Source organism: Streptomyces sp. RLA012, from assembly GCF_056270325.1.
The window spans coordinates 10,199,415-10,219,702 of sequence record NZ_JBWDPA010000002.1 but is presented as its reverse complement, the minus strand read 5'-3'; the positions used below and the strand labels follow the sequence as shown (position 1 = coordinate 10,219,702).

The window sequence follows — 20,288 nt, the reverse complement described above, 5'->3', positions numbered from 1 at the left end:
CCGGTGGCGGGAGCCCGGCCCCGGGCGCGGACGCCGGGGCCGGGTTGCTGCGGGAACTCGTACGGTCCGTGGGGCTACTTCTTCAGGCCCCATTCGGCGGTGTTGTACGGCGGACCCACGTTGGTCGCGTTGTCCCGCATGTTGACGAACCGGGACTGCACCGCGAGGAAGGTCGGCTTCTGGTACAGGGGCAGTACGTACGCGTCCTGCACCATCAGGCTGTCGGCCTGGTTGAGGAGTTGGGCTGCCTTCGCCGCGTCCGTCTCCCCGACGGCCTGCGAGACCAGTGCGTCGACCTGCTTGTTGCTGTAGCCGCCGAAGTTGCCGCCGCCACCGGTCACCCAGTTCTGCTGGGCACCGCTGGAGGGGAACGGCGAGGCCACCCAGGCGAAGACGATGATGTCGTACTGGTGGCCGGTGAGCACCGTGCCGAGGTCGGCGGCGCCGATCGGCTTGATCGTGACCTTGATGCCGAGGGAGGCCAGCGCGCTCTGCAGGATCTGGCACTCGCTCTGGCGGATCGCGTTGCCGGTCGTGTAGCGGCAGTTGAAGGGTCCGACCGCGGTGCCGTCAGGTGCCTTCAGCGTGCTGCCCACACCGGTGAACTCCGCGTCGGTGAGGTACTTCTTCGCCTTCGTGAGGTCGCCGGAGCCCTGCCCGCTCGCCGTCACCACGTCCTGGTAACCGGCCTGACCCGGCACGAGGTTGTGGTTGCCGAGCTGCTTCACGTTGGGGTCGAACTGCTGGACCGTCTTGGCCATGATGTCCTTGACGCTGATGGCCGTGAACATCGCCTGACGCAGGGGCTTGTACTTGCCCAGGACCGGGTTGTGCAGGTTGAGGTCGAAGTGCTCCCAGTTCAGCCCGCTGCCGATGGTGTAGGTGACGTCCGGGATGCTCTTGATCTGGTTGACCAGGTCCACCTCGGGCTGTGGGTAGATACCCTGCACCTCGTTGTTCTTGAGCGCGATCGGCTCCTGCGTGGCATCCGTGATGACCTTGAAGATCAGCCGCTGCAGGGTCGCCTTGTGCGCGCCCCACCACTTCGGGTCGGGTACGAAGGTGGCGTGGTCGTTGTCCGTCCAGTCCTGCATCTTGTAGGCGGCCGCGGTCGCGTACTTGCTGGGCGGGGTCTTCTGGAAGTACTGCCAGCCCTGGGTCATCTGAGCTGCCGTCATATGGGCCGCGTCGCCGGCCGTGGCACCGGACAGCTTCTCGGCGACATGGGCGGGATAGAGCGGATAGCCCGCGCCGAACAGGGACTTCCAGTCCGAGTAGGGCTTGGACATCACCATGGTGACGGTCTTGCCGCCGTCGGATCCGGCGATCGACTTGATCCGGTCGTATCCCGCGGTGCTCTGCGGCAGACAGCCCTTGGTCTGGGTGGAGTCGCCGGCCGGGGGTGGCGGACAGTCCTTGCCGTCGTTGGTGCGCCAGTAGTAGATGAAGTCGTCGGCGGTGATCTGGGTGCCGTCGTTCCAGGCGGCCTTCGGGTTGATCTTGTAGACGATGGTCTGCGGGCCGGCGCTCGTCTGGGTCGCCGAGGTGAGCAGATCGGTGTTGAGCTTCACGCTGAAGTCGGGCTGCGGGACGAACGCCGACGGCAGGACCACGCCGAGGGCCTCGCCGTTCTCGAAGGTGTTGCCGTTGGAGTCCTGCACGTTCCACTGCTGGATGTTCTTCTCCAGCGTGTAGGTGAAGGTGCCGCCGGACTTGGTCGCGGCCGAGTTGCACGTCGTCGCCCTGCCCTGCGTGGAACAGGACGACAACCCCGCGGAGCTGCTCTTGTTCGAGCCGCCCCCGCCGCCGCCACTGCTGCACGCGGCCAGGACCAGCGTGAGCCCGGCGGCGAGCGTGAAGCCCTTCGTGAGGGCCGAAGAGTGCGCGCGCATGTCCCTCCTTCGACCGGCGGTGATTCCGGTCCTGTTGAGGCGGCTCAGGGCCGCACAGAGGTGAGCTGCTGCACATTCACGGTAGGACTGTCAAATGCTTTCGTACGTTCCCGGGCCGTATCGGGATGGCGTCGATTTCCCCTCGCTTCGCTCTAGGAACCCCACATGCCGGGCAAAAACACGAGGCGTAGGGGCGTGGGGCGGTCGACATTTCCGCCGGATACGTTCAACGGCCCCCGCTCCGGGCGCCGTTGACCATCGGCGCGGCCGGCACACCTTGTGGCCGTACACCGTCAACATCAGCCGAGGGGTGGCCCGGCGTCGACGTCAGCCGAGCGGTATCCCGGCCTCCAGATAGAGTGGCGCCCCGCGCTCGCGCGCCCGCAGCGCCCACCGCAGCCGTTCGTAGCGCACGGGCGGCAACAGGTCGGCGGCCTCCCGCTCGGTGACGAAGCGCCAGGCACGCAGTTCGGGGCCGGGCAGCAGCAGTCGGCGGGCCTCGGCCGAGTCGAGGCGGCCCCCGTCGAAGAGCAGCCGCAGACCGCCGTATCCGGGAGGCGCGGGCGGCTCCCAGTCCACCACCAGCAGACCGGGTACGTCGTCGAGCCGTATGCCGGTCTCCTCCGCGACCTCGCGCATGCCCGCGCGCGCGGGAGCCTCCCCCGGTTCGACGACACCACCGGGAAACTCCCAGCCCGCCTTGTACGTCGGGTCGACGAGCAGCACCCGGTCCTGCTCGTCGAAGAGGAGCACCCCGGCGGCCACGGTCTCGGAGGTGGGTTCGGGGGTCTGCACGATGTCGCACACGGTCGCGTCCCCGGTGCGCACGGCCTCCGCGATACGCAGTGCGGTGTCGTACGGGGTGAGGGCGCTGGTGTCGACGGGGTGGGCGTCGGCGGTGAGCCAGGAGGCGAGCGCCGCGCGATAGGGCTCGATGTGGTCGTAGGACCACTGGCGCACGCGTATCTCGCCGTCGGGCAGGTCCTCGGGTATCTCACGGTCGGCTATGCGCGCGCGCAGGATCGTTTCCGCCGGGGCGAGGAGGAGATGGCGCACCTCGATCCGGCGCGAGGCGAGGCCGCCGAAGATCTCGTCGCGGTACTCCTGGCGCAGCAGGGTCATGGGAACCACGAGAACGCCCCCGAGCTCCGCGAGCAGGGCGGCCGCGGTGTCGACCACCAGGCGCCGCCAGATCGGCAGGTCCTGGAAGTCGCCGACCTCGGCGAGGCGTTTGGCCGGCAGCAGGTGCGCGAGTTCGCCGCCGATGACCTCGGGGTCGAAGAGCGTGCTGTTCGGGATCAGTTCGATCAGTTCCCGTGCGGTGGTGGTCTTCCCCGCACCGAACGCTCCGTTGATCCAGACGATCACGGACAGTTCCCCCTCTTCTATTGGCCCCCTGTGGCTTGCCCGCTCCACCCTGCCACGGAAACCAGCCGCTGATGAGGGAGGCAGACAGCGCGGCGCCGGTGCCCCGTCCCATGGGCCCCGGCGCCGTACTGTCGGACCTTCCCGCTCAGTCGTTCCGGCCCTGCGCGGTGTCGTCCACGGCCAGACTTTCGCTGCTGAGGGTGTGGTCGAGGGTGCTGAGCGTGTCCTGGACGTGCAGATCGCCCACGGCGTCGCCGTCGAGGGCGTGGGACGGGGTGATCGCCGCGACGACGAACCCGGTGGCGAGGGAGGCGATGGCGAGCATGCTGCGCTTCTTCATGCCCGGTTCAACTCCGAATCCGACGAGGAGTCACGGGCGGGGCGACGAGGAGTCGTGCTCGGCCCGACGTCAAGTCACTCCGGGTGACGGCGCGTCACGGGTGGGTCACGCAACTCTCGCTTCTCCCCTTCGGGCACATCCGTAGCACTACCGTCATCCCACCCGAAACACCTCAGGGGGACGAAATGACCAACCCGTACACCACACCACCCACCACACCCACCGCACCCACCACGGCACCCCGCACCGCCCCGGGATGGGCGCGCAAGCGCTACGTCCTGCCCGCGTTCGCCCTGGCCCTCTTCGTCGGCGTCGGCATCGGCGAGAGCGGCGGGGACAGCACCGAGACGGCCGCGGCCGAGCCCCGTCCGACCGCCACCGTCACCGCCACGGCGACCGCGACGGAAACGGCTACGGCGACGGTCACGGCGAAGCCCGCCGCCACCGTGACCGTACGGGCCACGAAGACCGTACGCGCGACGGTCACCGCGCAGCCCGCCGTCGCGGACAACGGCGCCGACGACAGCGGCAGCGACAACAGCGGCGGCGGGGGCTCCGTGTACTACGAGAACTGTGCCGCCGCCCGCGCGGCCGGGGCCGCTCCCGTGCACGTGGGAGACCCCGGCTACGGCTCCCACCTCGACCGTGACGGGGACGGCGTCGGCTGCGAGTGACGCCGGATCGGCCCTGTTCCGATCAGCCCTTGGTCGACCCCAGGGTCAGGCCCGCGACGAAGTGCCGCTGCAGCAGCAGGAAGACGAGGATCGTCGGGAGCGCCACCAGGACCGAGCCCGCGGCCAGCAGGTTGTAGTCCGTGAAGAACTGGCCGCGGAGGTTGTTCAGGGAGGACGTGATGGGGAGTTTGTCGGGGTCGGAGATGAAGATCAGGGCCCAGAGGAAGTCGTTGTAGATCCAGGTGAACTCAAGCGTGCCGAGGGCCGCCAGGGCGGGGCGGCACAGCGGGAGTGTGATGCGCCAGAACTGGGTCCACACGCCCGCGCCGTCCACGATGGCGGCCTCCAGGATCTCCTGCGGCAGCGTGCGCATGAAATTGGCCAGCACGAAGACGCAGAAGCCCATCTGGAAGCCGATGTTGACGATGATGACGGCCCAGTAGGAGTCGTACATCGTGAGCGAGTCGGACATCCACCAGGGCAGCGGGATCTTGTTGAACAGGACGTACAGCGGGGTGACGATGACCTGCTGGGGCAGCAGGTTGCCCGCGGTGAAGAACATCAGCAGGACGAGGCCGCCGCGCAGTTTCAGCCGGGACACGGCGAAGGCCACGAACGAGGCGAGGAAGAGGGTCACCAGGACCGCGGGCACGGCGATGAGCAGGGTGTTGGTGAAGTACTTGCCCATGCCGGATTCGCTGTAGGCACGGCGGTAGTACTCGAAGGAGAGGTGCTTCGGGAAGGAGAAGTAGCCGTTCTGCGCCGTCTCCTCGTACGGGCGCAGCGAGGCGTAGACGGCGAGCAGCAGCGGTGCGAGGAAGGCGAGCGAGACGCCCATCAGGAAGATGTGGACGCCGAAGCGGCCGGGGCGCGGTCGGCGGCGGGGAGCGGGCGTCTTCCCCGGAACGGAAGCCGGGCGCGCCGGGGCGCCGGTGCTGAGGTCGGCGGTCATCGTTCGCGCGCCCCTCGCAGCTCTTGGACCAGGAACGTCACGATGAACCCCAGGGAGACGGTGAGCAGGACGACCGCGATGGCGGAGCCGAATCCGATGCGGCTGGCTTCCCCGATGATGTTGTCGGTGATCAGGACGGAGAGCAGTTCCAGGCCGTTGCGGCCCTTGTTGACCGCGTAGACGATGTCGAACGCGCGCAGCGCCTCGATGACGGTGATGACGCCGACGATGACGTTGACCGGGCGCAGGGTGGGGAAGACGACGCGGAAGAAGGTCTGGCGGTCGCTCGCGCCGTCGATGGCGGCGGCTTCCTTCAGCTGCGGGTCGACGGACTTGAGTCCGGCGAGGTAGAGGATCATGACGTAGCCCGTGTGCCGCCAGCTCGCCGCGATCATCATCATCCAGATGTTGAGGTGCGCGTCGCCGAGCCAGTCGATCGGGTCCTCGTGGTTGTCGAGGATCGTGTTGACCACGCCCTGGTCGGTGCCGAGGATCAGCTGGGCGATGAAGCCGACGATGGCGAGCGAGAGCACGACCGGCAGGTAGATCACGGACTGGTAGAAGCGGCTGAAGCGCACTCCGCGGTCGATGAGTACCGCGAGGAACAGTCCGAACGGGGTGGCGATCAGGCCGAGGAAGAGCAGCCACAGGACGTTGTGGCGGACGGCGGGCCAGAACGCCGGGTAGTTCTCGAAGAGGTTCTTGTAGTTGTCGCCGCCGACCCAGTGGACGTCGCCGACGCCGTCCCAGGAGGTGAAGGAGAGCCCGATGGAGGCGAGGGTCGGGCCCCAGACGATGACGATGTCGAGCAGGACGGGTATGCCGAGCAGCACGCCGAGGACGACGGCGTCGCGGCGGGTGAACCGCCGCAGCCGCCGCCGTCCGGCGCGCCGTGGGATGTTGAGCGCCACGGAACGTCTTCCCCCAGGTGTTCAGCCGACGGGCGACGAGAAGATGGTCTTCTTCTGTCGTTCGATGCTGTTGCAGAGACCGTCGACGTCCTTCGGATTGCCGATGAAGTCCTGGATCGCCTTGATCATCACGGTCGAGGCGAAGTCCGGACGGGTGTCGCGGTCCATGAACTGCGAGATCTGCTTGGCGCCGGAGACGAGCTGGGCCGATTTCTTCTGCAGGGCGCTGTACTTGGAGGTGTCGGCGCCGTCGTTGACCGCCACGTTGTTGGGGTCGAGGGCGAGATAGGTGTCCTCGGCGGCGGGGGTGCCCAGCCATGTCAGCAGGGCCTTGGCACCGGTGAGGTTCTTGGACTTCTTGGCGACCAGGAATCCGTCGATGGGTGCTTCCACGGCGTCCTGCGCGTACTGCGGGTCGATCTCGGGGAAGGCGAAGAAGTCGATGTCGTCGCGTTCGTTCTCCGGGAACTGGGTGCCGGGGTGCGGCATTCCGAAGACGGCCATCCCCGTCCTGCGCTGCTGCAGGCTCTGCCCGGCCTCCTCCCAGGTCCGGCCGAGGGCGCCCTTCTGGTAGTACGGCATGACTTCGCGCCAGGTGTCGAAGACGTTCTTGACCTTGGTGTCGGTCCAGGACTCCGTGCCGGCCATCAGGGACTTGTGGAAGTCGTATCCGTTCAGCCGCATGTTGATGTAGTCGAAGGTGCCCATCGCGGGCCAGCCGTCCTTGTCGCAGAAGGCGACCGGTGTGCCGTCCGTGGACATCCGCTTGGCGAGCGCGATGAACTCGTCCCAGGTCTTGGGCTGTTGGTACCCCTTGGACTGGAAGAGGCTCTTCCGGTGGAACACGGCCCACGGATAGTAGTAGTACGGCACGAAGTACTGCTTGCCGGAGTGGGTGGACTGCTCCTTGAGGGCGTCCGAGAACCCGGTGAAGCCGCTCCACACATCGCTGATCTCGTGCAGGAGCCCCTTCTCCGCGAAGTACTGCATGCGATATCCCGCGAACCACATGAAGACGTCGTCGGGCGTGCCCTGCAGATAGCGGTTGATGTTCTCCTGGAAGTCGTTGTGGTCCTTGGTGTTGACCTTGACCTTCTTGCCGGACTTCTTCTCGTACGCCGAGAAGGCCGCCGCGTACGCCTCCTTGGGGACCGGGTCCGAGGCGTTGGACCCCACGGTGACTTCGTTCTTGTTTCCGCCGGGTCCGTCGCCGCAGGCGGACAGCAGGACGGGGAGCGTGAGTGCGCCGGCTCCGACAGCCGTGCCACGCAAGAGATTTCGCCGGGACATCCGATGTCCTGCCGTGCCTTCGGGCACGACGAACCCCTTCACCGATGACTGTGCCATGTCCCCCTCCTCGGGGTGCCACCCAACACAACCGAACGCGAGGCTCGATCTCACTCCCATGTCGGCGCGTCGTCAAGGGTTCTGACGGGATATCGAACAACCGTTACCACTTCTCTTCCAACAGAGTTGGACAGGTCCTACCGTAAACGCGCATGCTTGTCGCGGACATGCAGACATCCTATCTTTCGCGAGTTCGGAGGAACGTAACGATGCGTCACCTTCACACCCGCACAACCCGCAGAAGAGTGGTCGGAGTGCTCGCCGCAGGGCTGTTGTGCACCACGGGCCTCGCCGCGCCGGCGCTGGCCGCCGCCCCCGCGGCCCCGGTCTCCCCCGGCCTGACCGACGGCCTCGCCCTCACCCCTCCGATGGGCTTCAACAACTGGAACTCCACGCATTGCCGTGCCGAGTTCAACGAGAGCATGGTCAAGGGGATCGCCGACCTGTTCGTCGAGAAGGGGCTCAAGGACGCCGGGTACCAGTACGTCAACCTGGACGACTGCTGGGCCCTGCCGTCCCGGGACGCGGACGGCAGGCTGGTGCCCGACCCCGCGCGGTTCCCCGACGGGATCAAGGCGGTCGCCGACTATGTGCACGCCAAGGGGCTCAAGCTCGGCATCTACACCAGCGCGGGCACGAAGACGTGCAACAGCGCGGGATTCCCGGGCGCGCTCGGCCATGAGTACAGCGACGCCCAGCAGTTCGCGGACTGGGGCGTCGACTACCTCAAGTACGACAACTGCAACAACCAGGGCGTGGACGCCAAGCTGCGCTACACGACCATGCGGGACGCGCTCGGGGCCGCCGCCGAGAAGACAGGTCGCCCCATCGTCTACAGCATCTGCGAGTGGGGCGAGAACAAACCCTGGGAATGGGCCTCGGACGTCGGACACCTGTGGCGTACGACCGGGGACATCAGCGACAGCTGGGGCTCCATGCTGTCGATCCTCAAGCAGAACCTGCCGCTCGCCGCGTACGCCGGCCCCGGCCACTGGAACGACCCGGACATGCTGGAGGTCGGTAACGGCGGCATGACCGACACCGAGTACCGCTCGCACTTCTCCATGTGGTCGGTCATGGCCGCGCCGCTGCTCATCGGCTCCGACCTGCGCAAGGCTTCCGCCGCCACCTTCGACATCCTCGACAACAAGGAGGTCATCGCGGTCGACCAGGACCCGCTGGGCAAGCAGGGCACGGTGCTCTCCTCCGAGGGCGGCGGCTGGGTCGTCGCCAAGGAGATGAAGGACGGCAGCCGGGCGGTGGCGCTGTTCAACGAGACCGGCGGCGCGCGGCGCATCGCCACCACCGCGAGCGCCGTGGGTCTGCCGGCCGCCCCCGCCTACACCCTGCGCGACCTGTGGCAGCACCGCAGCTACAACACCGCGGGCGCCATCTCCGCGACCGTCCCCGCGCACGGCACGGTCCTCGTCCGCGTCGCGGCCGACCACCGGTGGGCCAAGAACCCGCCCGCCGTCGAACTCGGCCTGGACAAAACCCCGTTGGTGGAGGCCGGCCAGACGGTCTCGCTGACCTCGACGGTCACCGACCTCGGCCGTACCCCCGCGAAACACGTCTCGGTGACGCTGAACGGGCCGACGGGCTGGAGGGTCGCACCCACCTCGCCGGCCGGCGCCCGCTCCGTACCGACCGGCCGTTCGCTGCGTACGGGCTGGCGGGTCACCGTGCCCGACGGCACGCCCGCGGGCGCGTACGACCTGACCCTGAAGGCCACATACCGCTCACCGGCGGGGGCACGCGCCGAGAGCACACTGCCGCTGAACGCGACCGTGGTGGTGGCCCCGCCATCGGGGGTCTCCTCCCTGGGAGACCTGCCCTGGCTGTCGACGACCAACGGATACGGTCCGGTCGAGCGCAACACCAGCAACGGGGAGAGCGCGGCGGGCGACGGCCATCCGATCACTCTCGGCGGAGTCGTCTACGCCAAGGGGCTCGGCGTGCACGCCCCGAGCGCCGTCGAGTACTACACCGGCAAGCGGTGCGAGACCGTCACCGCGGACGTCGGTGTCGACGACGAGAAGGGCGCCAACGGCACCGTCGCCTTCGAGATCTGGGCGGACGACACATTGGTCGCCTCCACCGGGGTCCTCACCAACGCGCTGCCGGCCCAGCCGCTCTCGGCCGACGTGACCGGCGCCCAGGTGGTCCGGCTCGTCGTCACCGACGGCGGCAACGGCATCGACTCCGACCACGCGGACTGGGCGGACGCACGGCTGACCTGCTGATCGGTACGCCGAGCCGGGGGTCTCCGCCGGCTCGGCATCGACCGACGGCCCGGCCGATCAGCCCCGTTCCGGCCGTCGACCCGGCCCCGGCCGACACTCCGGCCCGGACCTTGCGACCGCGACCGAAGCACTCGGCCCGACCGGGGCCGAGCCGACCGCCCCGGGGAACTACCCAGGAGGCTCCTCGGGGGACATCGATCCCGGACCGCAAGCCCGGTCACCGGCTTGAGCCGCACCCGCGCTCGACCCACCCCCGCCGGATCACCCGCGACTCCGGTCGGCGCACCGACCCGGACGCGCCAGTCGGCGGCTGATCGCACGATCAGCCGCCGATTCACGCGATCGGCCGCCCGACTCGCACCATCGGCCCGCGACCCTACGGGCGGACCGGCCCCGACCGATCAGCCGCGGTCCGGGGCGGCACTCAGCCCGCGACCCGGGCCGCGCTCGCGCTCGGCTTCCTGCTGAGCGCGGCCGCCGCCGCGCCGACCAGACCGGCGTCCGTGCCCATCAGGGCGGGTGCCACGGTCAGCCGCTGCACGAAGGAGAGCGTGGCGTAGTCGCCCAGCGCCTTGCGCAGCGGGTCGAAGAGCACGTCACCGGCCTTGCCCACGCCCCCGCCGATGACGGCGATGTCGATCTCGACGAGGGTCGCGGTCGCCGCGATACCCGCCGCCAGCGCCCGCGCCGCGCGTTCGAACGAGGCCACGGCCACCGAGTCGCCCTCGCGCGCCGCCGCGGCCACCGCGGCCGCCGAGGTGTCGCCGTCGGGCCCGGGCCGCCAGCCGCCCTCCAAAGCCCGCCGCGCGATGTTCGGACCGCTCGCGATGCGCTCCACGCAGCCGCGCGAACCGCACGGGCAGGAATCGCCCTCCAGGTCCACGCTGATGTGCCCGATGTGGCCCGCGTTGCCCGTGGGACCGGGGTGGAGCTGCCCGTTCAGTACCAGCCCGCCGCCGACACCCGTCGACACCACCATGCACAGCGCGTTGTCGTGGCCGCGTGCGGCGCCCTGCCAGTGCTCGGCCGCCGTGATGGCCACCCCGTCGCCGATCAGCTCGACGGGCAGGTCCCCCGTCACGGCACGGACCCGCTCGACCAGCGGGTAGTCGCGCCAGCCCGGCACGTTCACCGGGCTCACCGTGCCCGCGGAGGCGTCCACCGGGCCCGCGCTGCCGATGCCGACGGCCCCCGCACGGTCCCACAGCGGCGACCCGGTCAACTCGCCGAGCACGTCCGCGGCGGCCCCCATCACGGTGTCGCCGTCCTCCTGCGCGGGCGTCGCGCGCTGCGCGCGCAGGAGGATACGGCCGTGGCCGTCCACCAGCGCTCCGGCGATCTTGGTGCCGCCGATGTCGAGCGCGGCCACGAGGTCGGTGTGCATCAGTGTCAGTTCTCCCGGTGAACCTTGTGAAAAGGGCAGTCCGGTCTCGCGAAGGGGGGCGCGGGCCGGAGATTGCGGTGGACAGTGTCCTACGCATCTGACAACGTTGTCCAGGCTCTATGCTCGACGCCACATCCTCATACAACCCCATGGACCGACGCACCCCCGTGGACAACAGAGCCCGTGAACGCCGGGATCCGACCCTCGGGCGACGGAAACCGTGGACGACAGGACAGGACAGCGCATCGTGGCAGAGACCGCCCGTCGATCCGAGAACCGCTACGGCAACCGTCCGACCATGAAGGACGTGGCCGCACGCGCCGGGGTGGGCCTCAAGACGGTCTCACGGGTCGTGAACGGTGAGCCCGGGGTCACCCCGGACACCGAGCGCCGCGTCCAGGAGGCCATCGACGCGCTGGGTTTCCGCCGCAACGACAGCGCCCGGGTGCTGCGCAAGGGCCGCACCGCGAGCATCGGCCTCGTCCTGGAGGACCTCGCCGACCCCTTCTACGGCCCCCTCAGCCGCGCGGTCGAGGAGGTGGCCCGCGCCCATGGCGCCCTGCTCATCAACGGCTCCAGCGCCGAGGACCCGGACCGTGAGCAGGAACTGGTCCTCGCCCTGTGCGCGCGCCGCGTGGACGGGCTGGTCATCATCCCGGCCGGTGACGACCACCGCTATCTGGAGCCCGAGATCAAAGCGGGTGTCGCCACGGTGTTCGTGGACCGCCCGGCGGGCCGGATCGACGCCGATGTCGTCCTGTCCGACAGCTTCGGCGGGGCCCGCGACGGCGTCGCCCATCTGATCGCCCACGGGCACCGCCGGATCGGCTTCATCGGCGACATGCCCCGCATCCACACCGCCGCCGAGCGGCTGCGCGGTTACCGGGCGGCCATGGAGGACGCGGGCATACCGGTCGAGGACGACTGGATGTCCCTGGGCGTCACCGATCCGCAGCGGGTGCGCAGGGCGGCCGAGGACATGCTCCGCGGCCCGTCCCCCGTCACCGCGGTCTTCGCCGGCAACAACCGCGTGACGGTCACGGTCGTCCGTGTCATCGCCGAGCGCGGCCGTCCCGTCGCCCTGGTCGGCTTCGACGACATCGAGCTCGCCGACCTCCTCCAGCCCGGCGTCACCGTCGTGGCCCAGGACGCCGCCACCCTCGGCAGCACCGCGGCCGAGCGCCTCTTCCGCCAGCTCGACGGCACCCTCATCACCCCGGAGCGCATCGAACTCCCCACCCGTCTGATCACCCGCGGCTCGGGCGAACTGCCGCCCGCGGACTGAGCCGTGGCCGCTCCGGACCCGCGCACCCTCGAAGCACTCGGTCTCGCCGAGGCGCCCCGCGACCACCCGCTGAGCTACCCGGGCGTGTGGCCCGAGGAGTCCGGACTCCTCGACGGGGACCGGCTGTTGCCCCTCACCCACCGGGTGTACGAGGACCGCGTCCCGGTCCTCGCGGTCGGCTCCAACGCCAGCCCGGCCCAACTCCGGCACAAGATGGCCCGGCACGGGGCGCCCGGCACGATCCCGATGGTGAAGGCGCGGGTCGACGGCATCGGCGTCGGCGTCTCGGCCCATGTGAGTCTGATGGGGTACGTGTCCGCGTCGCCGTTCCACGCGCCGGGTGCCGTCGGCGAATTGTTCCTGACCTGGCTGGACGCGGCGCAGCTCGCGGTGGTGGACGCGAGCGAGGGCGTCCAGGCGGCCGACGGACCGTACGACCGGGCGTGGCTGCCCGCCTCCGACGTGCGGATCGAGCTGGACTCCGGTGAACTCCTGCCGGGCGCCCACGCGTACGTCAACCGCCGCGGAGTGCTCCACAACGGCTCCGGAGCACCTCGCCCGCACCCCGGCGAGCGCCCGCTGCTCGCCTCGCTGCTCGCCGGATCGGCGCGGCTGCGGGAGTTGTTCGGGCAGACGCCGGAGGAGTTCTGCGCCCGGGCGCGCGGTGACGCCGCGCTCTGTGCGCGGGGGACTCGGCTGTTCGCCGAAGAGGGGCTGACCACTGCCTCCGGTCTGGAGAAGTACGTACGGGCGGGGCGCTCCGTCGCCAGAGTGCGGGCCGTATGTGGCTGGTCGCGCAGTTCCCCGCGCCCCTGAAAACGGGGCGCTCTACTTGGCCGAAATCGTAAGATCCGCTCGCCGCGGCACGGCAAAACCCTCCAGGTCCGCCCTCGTCAGGCCCGTCACCCTCGCCACCTCCGCGATGTCCAGGGCGCCGCAGTCGAGGCCGCGGAGCAGATAGCCGCTGAGGGCCTTGGCGGTGGCGGGCTCGTCCATGATGTCGCCGGTGGCGTGGTGGGCGTAGCGGGCGAGGCGGCCGCCGGCCTGTGCGAAGCCCTCGCGGTAGAAGGCGAAGACGGCGGCGTAGCGGGTGGGGAGGTGGCCGGGGTGCATGTCCCAGCCCTGGTAGTAGGCACGGGCCAGGGCACGTCGGGTGAGGCCGTAGTGCAGCCGCCAGGCGTCGTGGACCTGGTCGGTCGGGCCGACCGGCAGGACGTTGGTGGAGCCGTCCGAGACACGTACGCCGGTGCCCGCGGCCGCGACCTGCATGATCGCCTTGGCGTGGTCGGCGGCCGGGTGGTCGCTCGCCTGGTGGGCGGCGCTGACGCCGAGGCAGGCGCTGTAGTCGAAGGTGCCGTAGTGCAGGCCGGTGGCGCGGCCCCCGGCGGCCTGGATCATCCGGGCGACGGTCGCGGTGCCGTCGGTCGCGAGGATCGCCTGGCTGGTCTCGATCTGGATCTCGAAGCCGATCCGGCCGGGCTCCAGGCCGCGCGCCTTCTCGAACTCCTCCAGGAGCCGGACCATCGCCGTGACCTGCTCGGCGTACGTCACCTTGGGGAGGGTCAGGACCAGGCCCGCGGGCAGGCCGCCCGCCTCCATGAGGCCGGTGAGGAAGATGTCGAGGGTGCGGATGCCGCGGTCGCGTACCGGCGCCTCCATGCACTTCATACGGATGCCCATGTACGGGGCCGCCGTGCCGTTCTCGTGGGCCTCGGCGACGAGGCGGGCCGCGCGGGCCGCGGTCTCGTCCTCCTCGGCGTCCGGGCGCGGGCCGTAGCCGTCCTCGAAGTCGACCCGCAGGTCCTCGATGGGCTCACGCTCCAGTTTGGCCCGTACGCGGCCGTACACGGGCTCCGCGAGGTCTTCGGCCAGGCCGAGCACGGCGGCGAAGGAGGCGGCGTCCGGGGCGTGTTCGTCGAGGGCGGCGAGCGCGCGGTCGCCCCAGGAGCGGATCGTGTCGGCGGCGAACACGTCACCGGGGACGTACACGGTGTGGACGGGCTGCCGGGTGCCGGGGTCTCCGGGGTAGCGGCGCTCCAGTTCGGCGTCGACCGGGGCGAGGGAGGCGCTGATCTCCTCGCTGACGGCGCCCGCGAGACTCGTCGCCACGTTCTCCTGCCGGTCCTGACCCATCCCACACCCTCCAGTTTTCCGCTGCACGGAATCAACAATCCGTAGAGCGAAGTTATCCAGCACGCTTCCCGCTGGTCAACACCTGTCCACGGCGTGGCCCGTCGCGCGCATCTCCCGCCCCAGGCCTTCTTTCGCGTCGCGGTACACACCCCTCATGCTGGCCTGGAGGGGAGGGGATCACACATGTCGAACACCCGCAGAGTGACGAGACGCATGGGTCTGCGGACCGTGGTGGCCGCCGCGGTCGCCGTACCGCTGCTCACCACGGCGTCCGCCTCCGCCAGTCGGCGCGGTGGCCACCGTCTGGAAGTCATGACCTTCAACCTGCGTTTCGCGAGCACCGCCGAGCCCAACAGCTGGGTCGCGCGCCGCCCGGTGATGCGTGAGCTGTTGCGCCGGGAATCGCCCCACGTCATCGGCACCCAAGAGGGCCTCTACCAGCAACTGCGCGACATCGACTCCGACCTCGGACCGCACTACGACTGGATCGGCACGGGCCGCGAGGGCGGCAGCCACGACGAGTCGGTGGCGATCTTCTACGACACCCGCCGTCTCGCCCCGGTCGAGCACGACAGCTTCTGGCTCTCCGACACCCCCGAGCTGATCGGCTCCAACACCTGGGGCGCGGCCTTCCCGCGCATCGTCACCTGGGTCCGCTTCCGCGATCTGCGCGACGCACAGGAGTTCTACGCGCTCAACACCCATCTGGACAACGCGAGTCAGTACGCACGCGCGCGTGCCGCGAGTTTGATCTCCCAACGCATCGCGCGTCTCGACACCGCTCTGCCGCTCGTCGTGACCGGCGACTTCAATGCCCCCGCCCACAAGAACCCCGTCTACGACACCATGCTGGGCGCCGGGCTGGTCGACACCTGGGACACCACGGCCGAGCGCAGCGGCCTGTATGCCACCTTCCACGGCTACAAACCACTGAAGCCGGACGGCGACCGTATCGACTGGATCCTGGTCCGGCCCGGGATCACCGTGCACCGGGCGGCGATCAACACGTTCTCGGCGCACGGTCAGTTCCCCAGCGACCATCTGCCCGTGCAGGCGACACTGACCCTGGCATGAGCCGAGGCCCCCGCGACCGCGCGGGCGGTCGCAGGGGCCTCGTACAGCCGGAGCCGGGCTCGACGATCAGCCCTTGCGGGTCTTGATCTCCTCGGTGAGCTGCGGGACGACCTCGAAGAGGTCACCGACCACGCCGTAGTCGACGAGGTCGAAGATCGGCGCCTCGGCGTCCTTGTTGATCGCCACGATCGTCTTGGACGTCTGCATACCGGCGCGGTGCTGGATCGCACCGGAGATGCCGGAGGCGATGTACAGCTGCGGCGAGACGGACTTGCCGGTCTGGCCGACCTGGTTGGTGTGCGGGTACCAGCCGGCGTCCACCGCGGCGCGCGAGGCGCCCACGGCCGCGCCGAGGGAGTCGGCGAGCGCCTCGATGATCGAGAAGTTCTCGGCGCCGTTGACGCCACGGCCGCCGGAGACCACGATCGCGGCCTCGGTCAGCTCGGGGCGGCCGGTCGACTCGCGCGGGGTGCGCGCGGTGACCTTGGTGCCGGTGGCCTTCTCGGAGAAGGAGACCGCGAGGGCCTCGACGGCGCCGGCGGCCGGGGCGGCCTCCACGGCGGCCGAGTTCGGCTTGACCGTGATGACCGGGGTGCCCTTGGCGACACGGGACTTGGTGGTGAAGGAGGCGGCGAACGCGGACTGCGTGGCGACCGGGCCCTCGTCGCCGGCCTCCAGGTCGATCGCGTCGGTGATGATGCCGGAGCCGATACGGACCGCGAGACGGGCCGCGATCTCCTTGCCCTCGGCGGAGGACGGGACCAGCACGGCGGCCAGGGAGCCTCCGGCGGACACCACCTCGTACGCGGCCTGCAGCGCGTCCACCTTCGGAACGACCAGGTAGTCGGCGTACTCGGCGGCGTCGTGGGTGAGGACCTTCACCGCGCCGTGCTCGGCGAGCGCGGCGGCGGTGGCCTCGGCACCGGAGCCGAGCGCGACGGCGACGGGCTCACCGATGCGGCGGGCCAGCGTCAGCAGCTCCAGGGTGGGCTTGCGGACGGCGCCGTCCACGTGGTCGACGTAGACGAGAACTTCAGCCATGGGACTTCTTCTCTCCTGCTTGCGAAAGATGAGGGGCGGTCAGCGAGTCGGGGGTTCAGCGAGCCTCGACGGGGCCTTTAGATGAACTTCTGGCCCGCGAGGAACTCGGCGAGCTGCTTGCCGCCCTCGCCCTCGTCCTTGACGATCGTGCCGGCGGTGCGCGCCGGGCGCTCGGTGGCGGAGTCGACCTTGGTCCAGGCACCCTCCAGACCGACCTCGTCCGTCTCGATATCCAGGTCCTCCAGGTCCCAGGACTCCACCGGCTTCTTCTTGGCGGCCATGATGCCCTTGAAGGAGGGGTAGCGAGCCTCACCCGACTGGTCGGTCACCGACACGACCGCCGGGAGGGAGGCCTCCAGCTGCTCGGAGGCGGAGTCGCCGTCACGGCGGCCCTTGACGACACCGTCCTCGACGGAGACCTCGGAGAGCAGCGTGACCTGCGGAACGCCCAGGCGCTCGGCCAGCAGGGCGGGGACGATACCGGCGGTGCCGTCGGTGGAGGCCATGCCCGAGATGACCAGGTCGAAGCCGGCCTTCTCGATCGCCTTCGCGAGCACCAGCGACGTACCGATCGCGTCGGTGCCGTGCAGATCGTCGTCCTCGACGTGGATGGCCTTGTCCGCGCCCATCGAAAGCGCCTTGCGCAGCGCGTCCTTGGCGTCCTCGGGGCCGACGGTCAGCACGGTGATCTCGGCGTCGTCCGCTTCGTCGGCGATCTGCAGCGCCTGCTCCACCGCGTATTCGTCGAGCTCCGAGAGCAGACCGTCCACGTCGTCACGGTCCACGGTCAGGTCATCGGCGAAGTGCCGGTCGCCAGTGGCGTCGGGCACGTACTTCACAGTGACAACGATCCTCAAGCTCACGCCGGCTCTCCTACTGCATCGTCATGTCTGGGCTGCCTTCTTTCAGGCAGCATAGGCGCCTGAAGCGGCCGATCCCGGTCGGGGCGGCCCGCGCTCCGAACGAAATATTACTCGTCAGTACACCCAGTTCATGCCCACTGAGCAAGCGCTTTGAACTGTGACCTTGGCAACGCTGCGTAACCGACGAGTAGGACCGGCGAGTAGGACTCGCGAGTAGTACCCGCCGGTAACCACGGCCGGGTTCAGTCGCGGAGCCCGTGGAAGCGCCCCTGGTGGTACAGCAGCGGACGGCCCGCGCCGGAGGGATCGCCGAGGACGACCTCCGCCAGCACGATGCGGTGGTCCCCCGCCGGGACCCGCGCCACGACCCGGCACACCAGCCACGCCAGCACGCCGTCGAGGACGGGAACACTCTCCGGGCCCTTACGCCAACGGGTGGGCGCGCCGAAGCGGTCGGCGCCGCTGCGGGCGAAGGTGGCCGCGAGCTCCTGCTGGTGCTCGCCGAGTATGTGGACGCCGACATGGTCGGACTCGGAGATCGCGGGCCAGCTGGAGGCGCCGACCCCGATGCCGAAGGAGACGATCGGGGGCTCGGCGGAGACCGAGCTGAGCGAGGTGGCGGTGAAGCCGACGGGGCCCGCGTCACCGTGGGCCGTGATCACGGCCACACCGGCCGCGTGCTGCCGGAAGACGGAGCGCAGCAGGTCGGGAGAGGCGAGCCGAGCAGTGCCGAGGTCGGGCGTGGCCGTCATGGAGTTGTCCTTCTGCGAGTGGTGACAATCGGGTCCGTCGGTGCTCAACGGACCGGACAGCGCGCACTCGCGGTGCGGGCCAGGTCCACGTGGACGCGCTCGAAGAGAAGGAGTTCCGGGGGCATACGGTCAGGTTGACGATAGGTGGTGCGTGCAGTCAAGTACGTCCGGTCGTCCGCGAGCCGCCTCACCATGATCACCACAGGTCACACAGCCTCTCCCAGCGCCGCGATCACATCCGCCCTGCGCGGCTGCCCGGTCGCGCGCCGCACGATCCGTCCGCCCGCGTCGAGCACCAGCACGGTCGGGGTCTTGAGGATGTCGAGGTCGCGCACGAGGTCGAGGTGGTCCTCGGCGTCGATCTCCACATGGGACACGCCCGGGACCATTCCGGCCACCTCGGCGAGCACCCGCCGGGTGGCCCGGCAGGGGGCACAGAAGGCGCTGGAGAACTGGACGAGCGTGGCCCGTTCACCGAGCCCCTCCCCCAACTCCGCCGCACCGAGCGTCTTTCCGCCGTCACGCCCGCGCACTCTCACCCTCCCGTTCCGCCGCCGTTGCAGCACTCCATACCCACCCGCCACCGCGAGCACCAGCACGCACACCACAAGTCCGGTCATTCTCAGGACAAGCGTTCACGAGACCGCAAAGATTCCCGGGGCCCCGCATGGCTTCTCATACGGAATGCTTGATTCATGGACATCGATGCAAGAGGGCCACGGTTCGGTGCGGCCGTGACGACCGTCGTACTGGCGGCCGCACTGATCACCGGCAGCACCTGGCTGCTCGCCTGGCAGCTGCTGGCGTTCGCGCTGGGTGCCGCGGGCGGCGTGGCGCGCGCACCGTACGGCTGGCTGTTCCGCACGGTCGTACGCCCTCGTCTCGGGCCGCCGACGGAGTTCGAAGCCCCGCAGCCGCCGCAGTTCGCGCAGGCGGTCGGGCTGGTGTTCGCCGTGGTGGGGCTGATCGGCTTCACGGCGGGACCCGAGTGGCTGGGACTCGCCGCGACCGGCTGCGCGCTGGCGGCCGCGTTCCTCAACGCGGCGTTCGGATACTGCCTGGGGTGCGAGATGTACCTGCTTGTACGGCGGGTGACGGTACGCGCACGGTGACAATGGGTCAGAAGTACGAGGTCGAACAGGGGACACGTGACGAGGATCTCGCCGCATCGCGGCACCAGGACTGGCCACTCGCCCGTTCTTCGGGCACGATCTGCGCAATGCCGTAAACCTACGGCTGCGTAACTTTCCCGCCGGGAGACCCCTTCCCGAGCAGAGAGAAGGGTCCACCCCGTCCATGGCAGAGCTTGTCTACCGTCCCGTCGTCGGTCTCGCCCAAGTGTTGTTCAAGGCCTGGGACCTCAAGATCGACTGCAAGGGAACGGAGAACATTCCGCGCTCGGGCGGCGCTGTGCTGGTCAGCAACCACATCAGCTATCTGGACTTCATCTTCGACGGTCTCGCCGCCCTGCCGCAGAAGCGCCTGGTGCGCTTCATGGCCAAGGAATCGGTCTTCCGACACAAGGTCTCCGGTCCGCTGATGCGGGGCATGAAGCACATCCCGGTCGACCGCAAGCAGGGCGACAAGGCCTATGAGCACGCGCTGCAGTCGCTGCGGTCCGGCGAGATCGTCGGCGTCTTCCCCGAGGCGACCATCTCGCAGTCCTTCACCCTGAAGAGCTTCAAGTCCGGTGCCGCGCGCATGGCCCAGGAGGCCGGCGTGCCGCTGATCCCGATGGCCCTGTGGGGCACCCAGCGCCTGTGGACCAAGGGCCACCCGAAGAACTTCAAGCGCAGCCACACCCCGATCACCATCCGGGTCGGCGAGCCGGTGGAGGCCCCGCAGGACCAGTACGCGGGCGCGATCACCCGGCGGCTGCGCGACCGCGTCCAGGAACTGCTGGAGGCCGCGCAGCGCGCCTATCCGGTCCGCCCCAAGGGGCCGGACGACACCTGGTGGATGCCCGCGCACCTCGGTGGCACGGCGCCGACCCCCGAAGAGGTGAAGGCGGCCGAGGCCCGCTGAATCG

Annotated in this window: 19 protein-coding genes; 7 read left to right on the top strand and 12 right to left on the bottom strand. The window is 69.6% G+C overall.

The annotated features are described in order from the left end of the window. Positions 1 to 74 precede the first annotated feature (74 nt). From RV986_RS46380 to RV986_RS46370, 3 genes are all read right to left on the bottom strand, one after another. A complete protein-coding gene (locus RV986_RS46380) occupies positions 75 to 1,892 on the bottom strand; it encodes an ABC transporter family substrate-binding protein (RefSeq protein ID WP_475923110.1) in 1,818 nt (605 codons plus the stop codon). 327 nt (positions 1,893 to 2,219) lie between these two features. Next, positions 2,220 to 3,260 (bottom strand): NUDIX hydrolase, encoded by a 1,041-nt coding sequence (locus RV986_RS46375; RefSeq protein WP_475923109.1) that lies wholly within the window; start codon positions 3,258 to 3,260, stop codon positions 2,220 to 2,222. A 145-nt stretch (positions 3,261 to 3,405) separates the two neighbouring features. Then, positions 3,406 to 3,600, bottom strand: a complete 195-nt coding sequence (locus tag RV986_RS46370; protein ID WP_475923108.1) for a hypothetical protein — start codon at positions 3,598 to 3,600, stop codon at positions 3,406 to 3,408. Between the two features lie 185 nt (positions 3,601 to 3,785). On the opposite strand from RV986_RS46370, the gene RV986_RS46365 reads away from it, so the two are divergent. Next, a complete protein-coding gene (locus RV986_RS46365; protein WP_475923107.1) occupies positions 3,786 to 4,274 on the top strand; it encodes an excalibur calcium-binding domain-containing protein in 489 nt (162 codons plus the stop codon). A 22-nt stretch (positions 4,275 to 4,296) separates the two neighbouring features. Here the strand turns inward: RV986_RS46365 and RV986_RS46360 are convergent, their stop codons facing one another. The 3 genes from RV986_RS46360 to RV986_RS46350 are packed head-to-tail and all read right to left on the bottom strand — an operon-like array spanning position 4,297 to position 7,427. Then, positions 4,297 to 5,226 (bottom strand): carbohydrate ABC transporter permease, encoded by a 930-nt coding sequence (locus RV986_RS46360; protein ID WP_475923106.1) that lies wholly within the window; start codon positions 5,224 to 5,226, stop codon positions 4,297 to 4,299. Then, complete coding sequence (locus RV986_RS46355; protein ID WP_475923105.1) at positions 5,223 to 6,137, bottom strand: carbohydrate ABC transporter permease; 915 nt, start codon at positions 6,135 to 6,137, stop codon at positions 5,223 to 5,225. Before RV986_RS46355 ends, RV986_RS46360 begins: the two co-directional genes overlap by 4 nt. 21 nt (positions 6,138 to 6,158) lie before the next feature. After that, on the bottom strand, positions 6,159 to 7,427 hold the full coding sequence (locus RV986_RS46350) for an ABC transporter substrate-binding protein (RefSeq protein ID WP_475924673.1): 1,269 nt from the start codon (positions 7,425 to 7,427) through the stop codon (positions 6,159 to 6,161). A gap of 266 nt (positions 7,428 to 7,693) precedes the next feature. On the opposite strand from RV986_RS46350, the gene RV986_RS46345 reads away from it, so the two are divergent. After that, a complete protein-coding gene (locus tag RV986_RS46345; protein ID WP_475923104.1) occupies positions 7,694 to 9,727 on the top strand; it encodes an NPCBM/NEW2 domain-containing protein in 2,034 nt (677 codons plus the stop codon). Between the two features lie 424 nt (positions 9,728 to 10,151). Here the strand turns inward: RV986_RS46345 and RV986_RS46340 are convergent, their stop codons facing one another. Beyond that, the gene (locus RV986_RS46340) at positions 10,152 to 11,111 is read right to left on the bottom strand and encodes an ROK family protein (protein WP_475923103.1); all 960 of its coding nucleotides are present in this window, start codon (positions 11,109 to 11,111) and stop codon (positions 10,152 to 10,154) included. Positions 11,112 to 11,331: 220 nt separating this feature from the next. Here RV986_RS46340 and RV986_RS46335 point away from each other — a divergent pair, with 220 nt between their 5' ends. Together RV986_RS46335 and RV986_RS46330 are read left to right on the top strand one after the other, a co-directional pair. Beyond that, positions 11,332 to 12,396, top strand: a complete 1,065-nt coding sequence (locus tag RV986_RS46335) for a LacI family DNA-binding transcriptional regulator (protein WP_475923102.1) — start codon at positions 11,332 to 11,334, stop codon at positions 12,394 to 12,396. A gap of 3 nt (positions 12,397 to 12,399) precedes the next feature. Then, entirely contained in the window at positions 12,400 to 13,212 is an 813-nt protein-coding gene (locus RV986_RS46330; protein ID WP_475923101.1) for a hypothetical protein, read from the top strand. 12 nt (positions 13,213 to 13,224) lie between these two features. Here the strand turns inward: RV986_RS46330 and RV986_RS46325 are convergent, their stop codons facing one another. Next, positions 13,225 to 14,529 carry a DUF6986 family protein gene (locus RV986_RS46325; RefSeq protein WP_475923100.1) on the bottom strand — a complete coding sequence of 435 codons (1,305 nt, stop codon included), beginning with the start codon at positions 14,527 to 14,529 and terminating at the stop codon, positions 13,225 to 13,227. A gap of 183 nt (positions 14,530 to 14,712) precedes the next feature. Here RV986_RS46325 and RV986_RS46320 point away from each other — a divergent pair, with 183 nt between their 5' ends. Next, positions 14,713 to 15,603 (top strand): endonuclease/exonuclease/phosphatase family protein, encoded by an 891-nt coding sequence (locus RV986_RS46320; protein WP_475923099.1) that lies wholly within the window; start codon positions 14,713 to 14,715, stop codon positions 15,601 to 15,603. Between the two features lie 66 nt (positions 15,604 to 15,669). Here RV986_RS46320 and RV986_RS46315 read toward each other — a convergent pair whose 3' ends face one another. The 4 genes from RV986_RS46315 to RV986_RS46300 all read right to left on the bottom strand — a co-directional run bounded on the left by RV986_RS46315 (position 15,670) and on the right by RV986_RS46300 (position 18,879). Next, positions 15,670 to 16,644 carry an electron transfer flavoprotein subunit alpha/FixB family protein gene (locus tag RV986_RS46315; RefSeq protein ID WP_475923098.1) on the bottom strand — a complete coding sequence of 325 codons (975 nt, stop codon included), beginning with the start codon at positions 16,642 to 16,644 and terminating at the stop codon, positions 15,670 to 15,672. Between the two features lie 77 nt (positions 16,645 to 16,721). After that, on the bottom strand, positions 16,722 to 17,507 hold the full coding sequence (locus RV986_RS46310; protein ID WP_475923097.1) for an electron transfer flavoprotein subunit beta/FixA family protein: 786 nt from the start codon (positions 17,505 to 17,507) through the stop codon (positions 16,722 to 16,724). A gap of 242 nt (positions 17,508 to 17,749) precedes the next feature. Then, positions 17,750 to 18,259, bottom strand: a complete 510-nt coding sequence (locus RV986_RS46305) for a flavin reductase family protein (protein ID WP_475923096.1) — start codon at positions 18,257 to 18,259, stop codon at positions 17,750 to 17,752. Positions 18,260 to 18,465: 206 nt separating this feature from the next. Then, the gene (locus RV986_RS46300) at positions 18,466 to 18,879 is read right to left on the bottom strand and encodes a TlpA family protein disulfide reductase (protein ID WP_475923095.1); all 414 of its coding nucleotides are present in this window, start codon (positions 18,877 to 18,879) and stop codon (positions 18,466 to 18,468) included. Positions 18,880 to 18,954: 75 nt separating this feature from the next. On the opposite strand from RV986_RS46300, the gene RV986_RS46295 reads away from it, so the two are divergent. Next, positions 18,955 to 19,371: a DUF4395 domain-containing protein gene (locus RV986_RS46295; protein WP_475923094.1), complete on the top strand. Its 417-nt coding sequence runs from the start codon at positions 18,955 to 18,957 to the stop codon at positions 19,369 to 19,371. A 184-nt stretch (positions 19,372 to 19,555) separates the two neighbouring features. Next, a complete protein-coding gene (locus RV986_RS46290; protein WP_475923093.1) occupies positions 19,556 to 20,284 on the top strand; it encodes a lysophospholipid acyltransferase family protein in 729 nt (242 codons plus the stop codon). Positions 20,285 to 20,288: the final 4 nt, after the last annotated feature.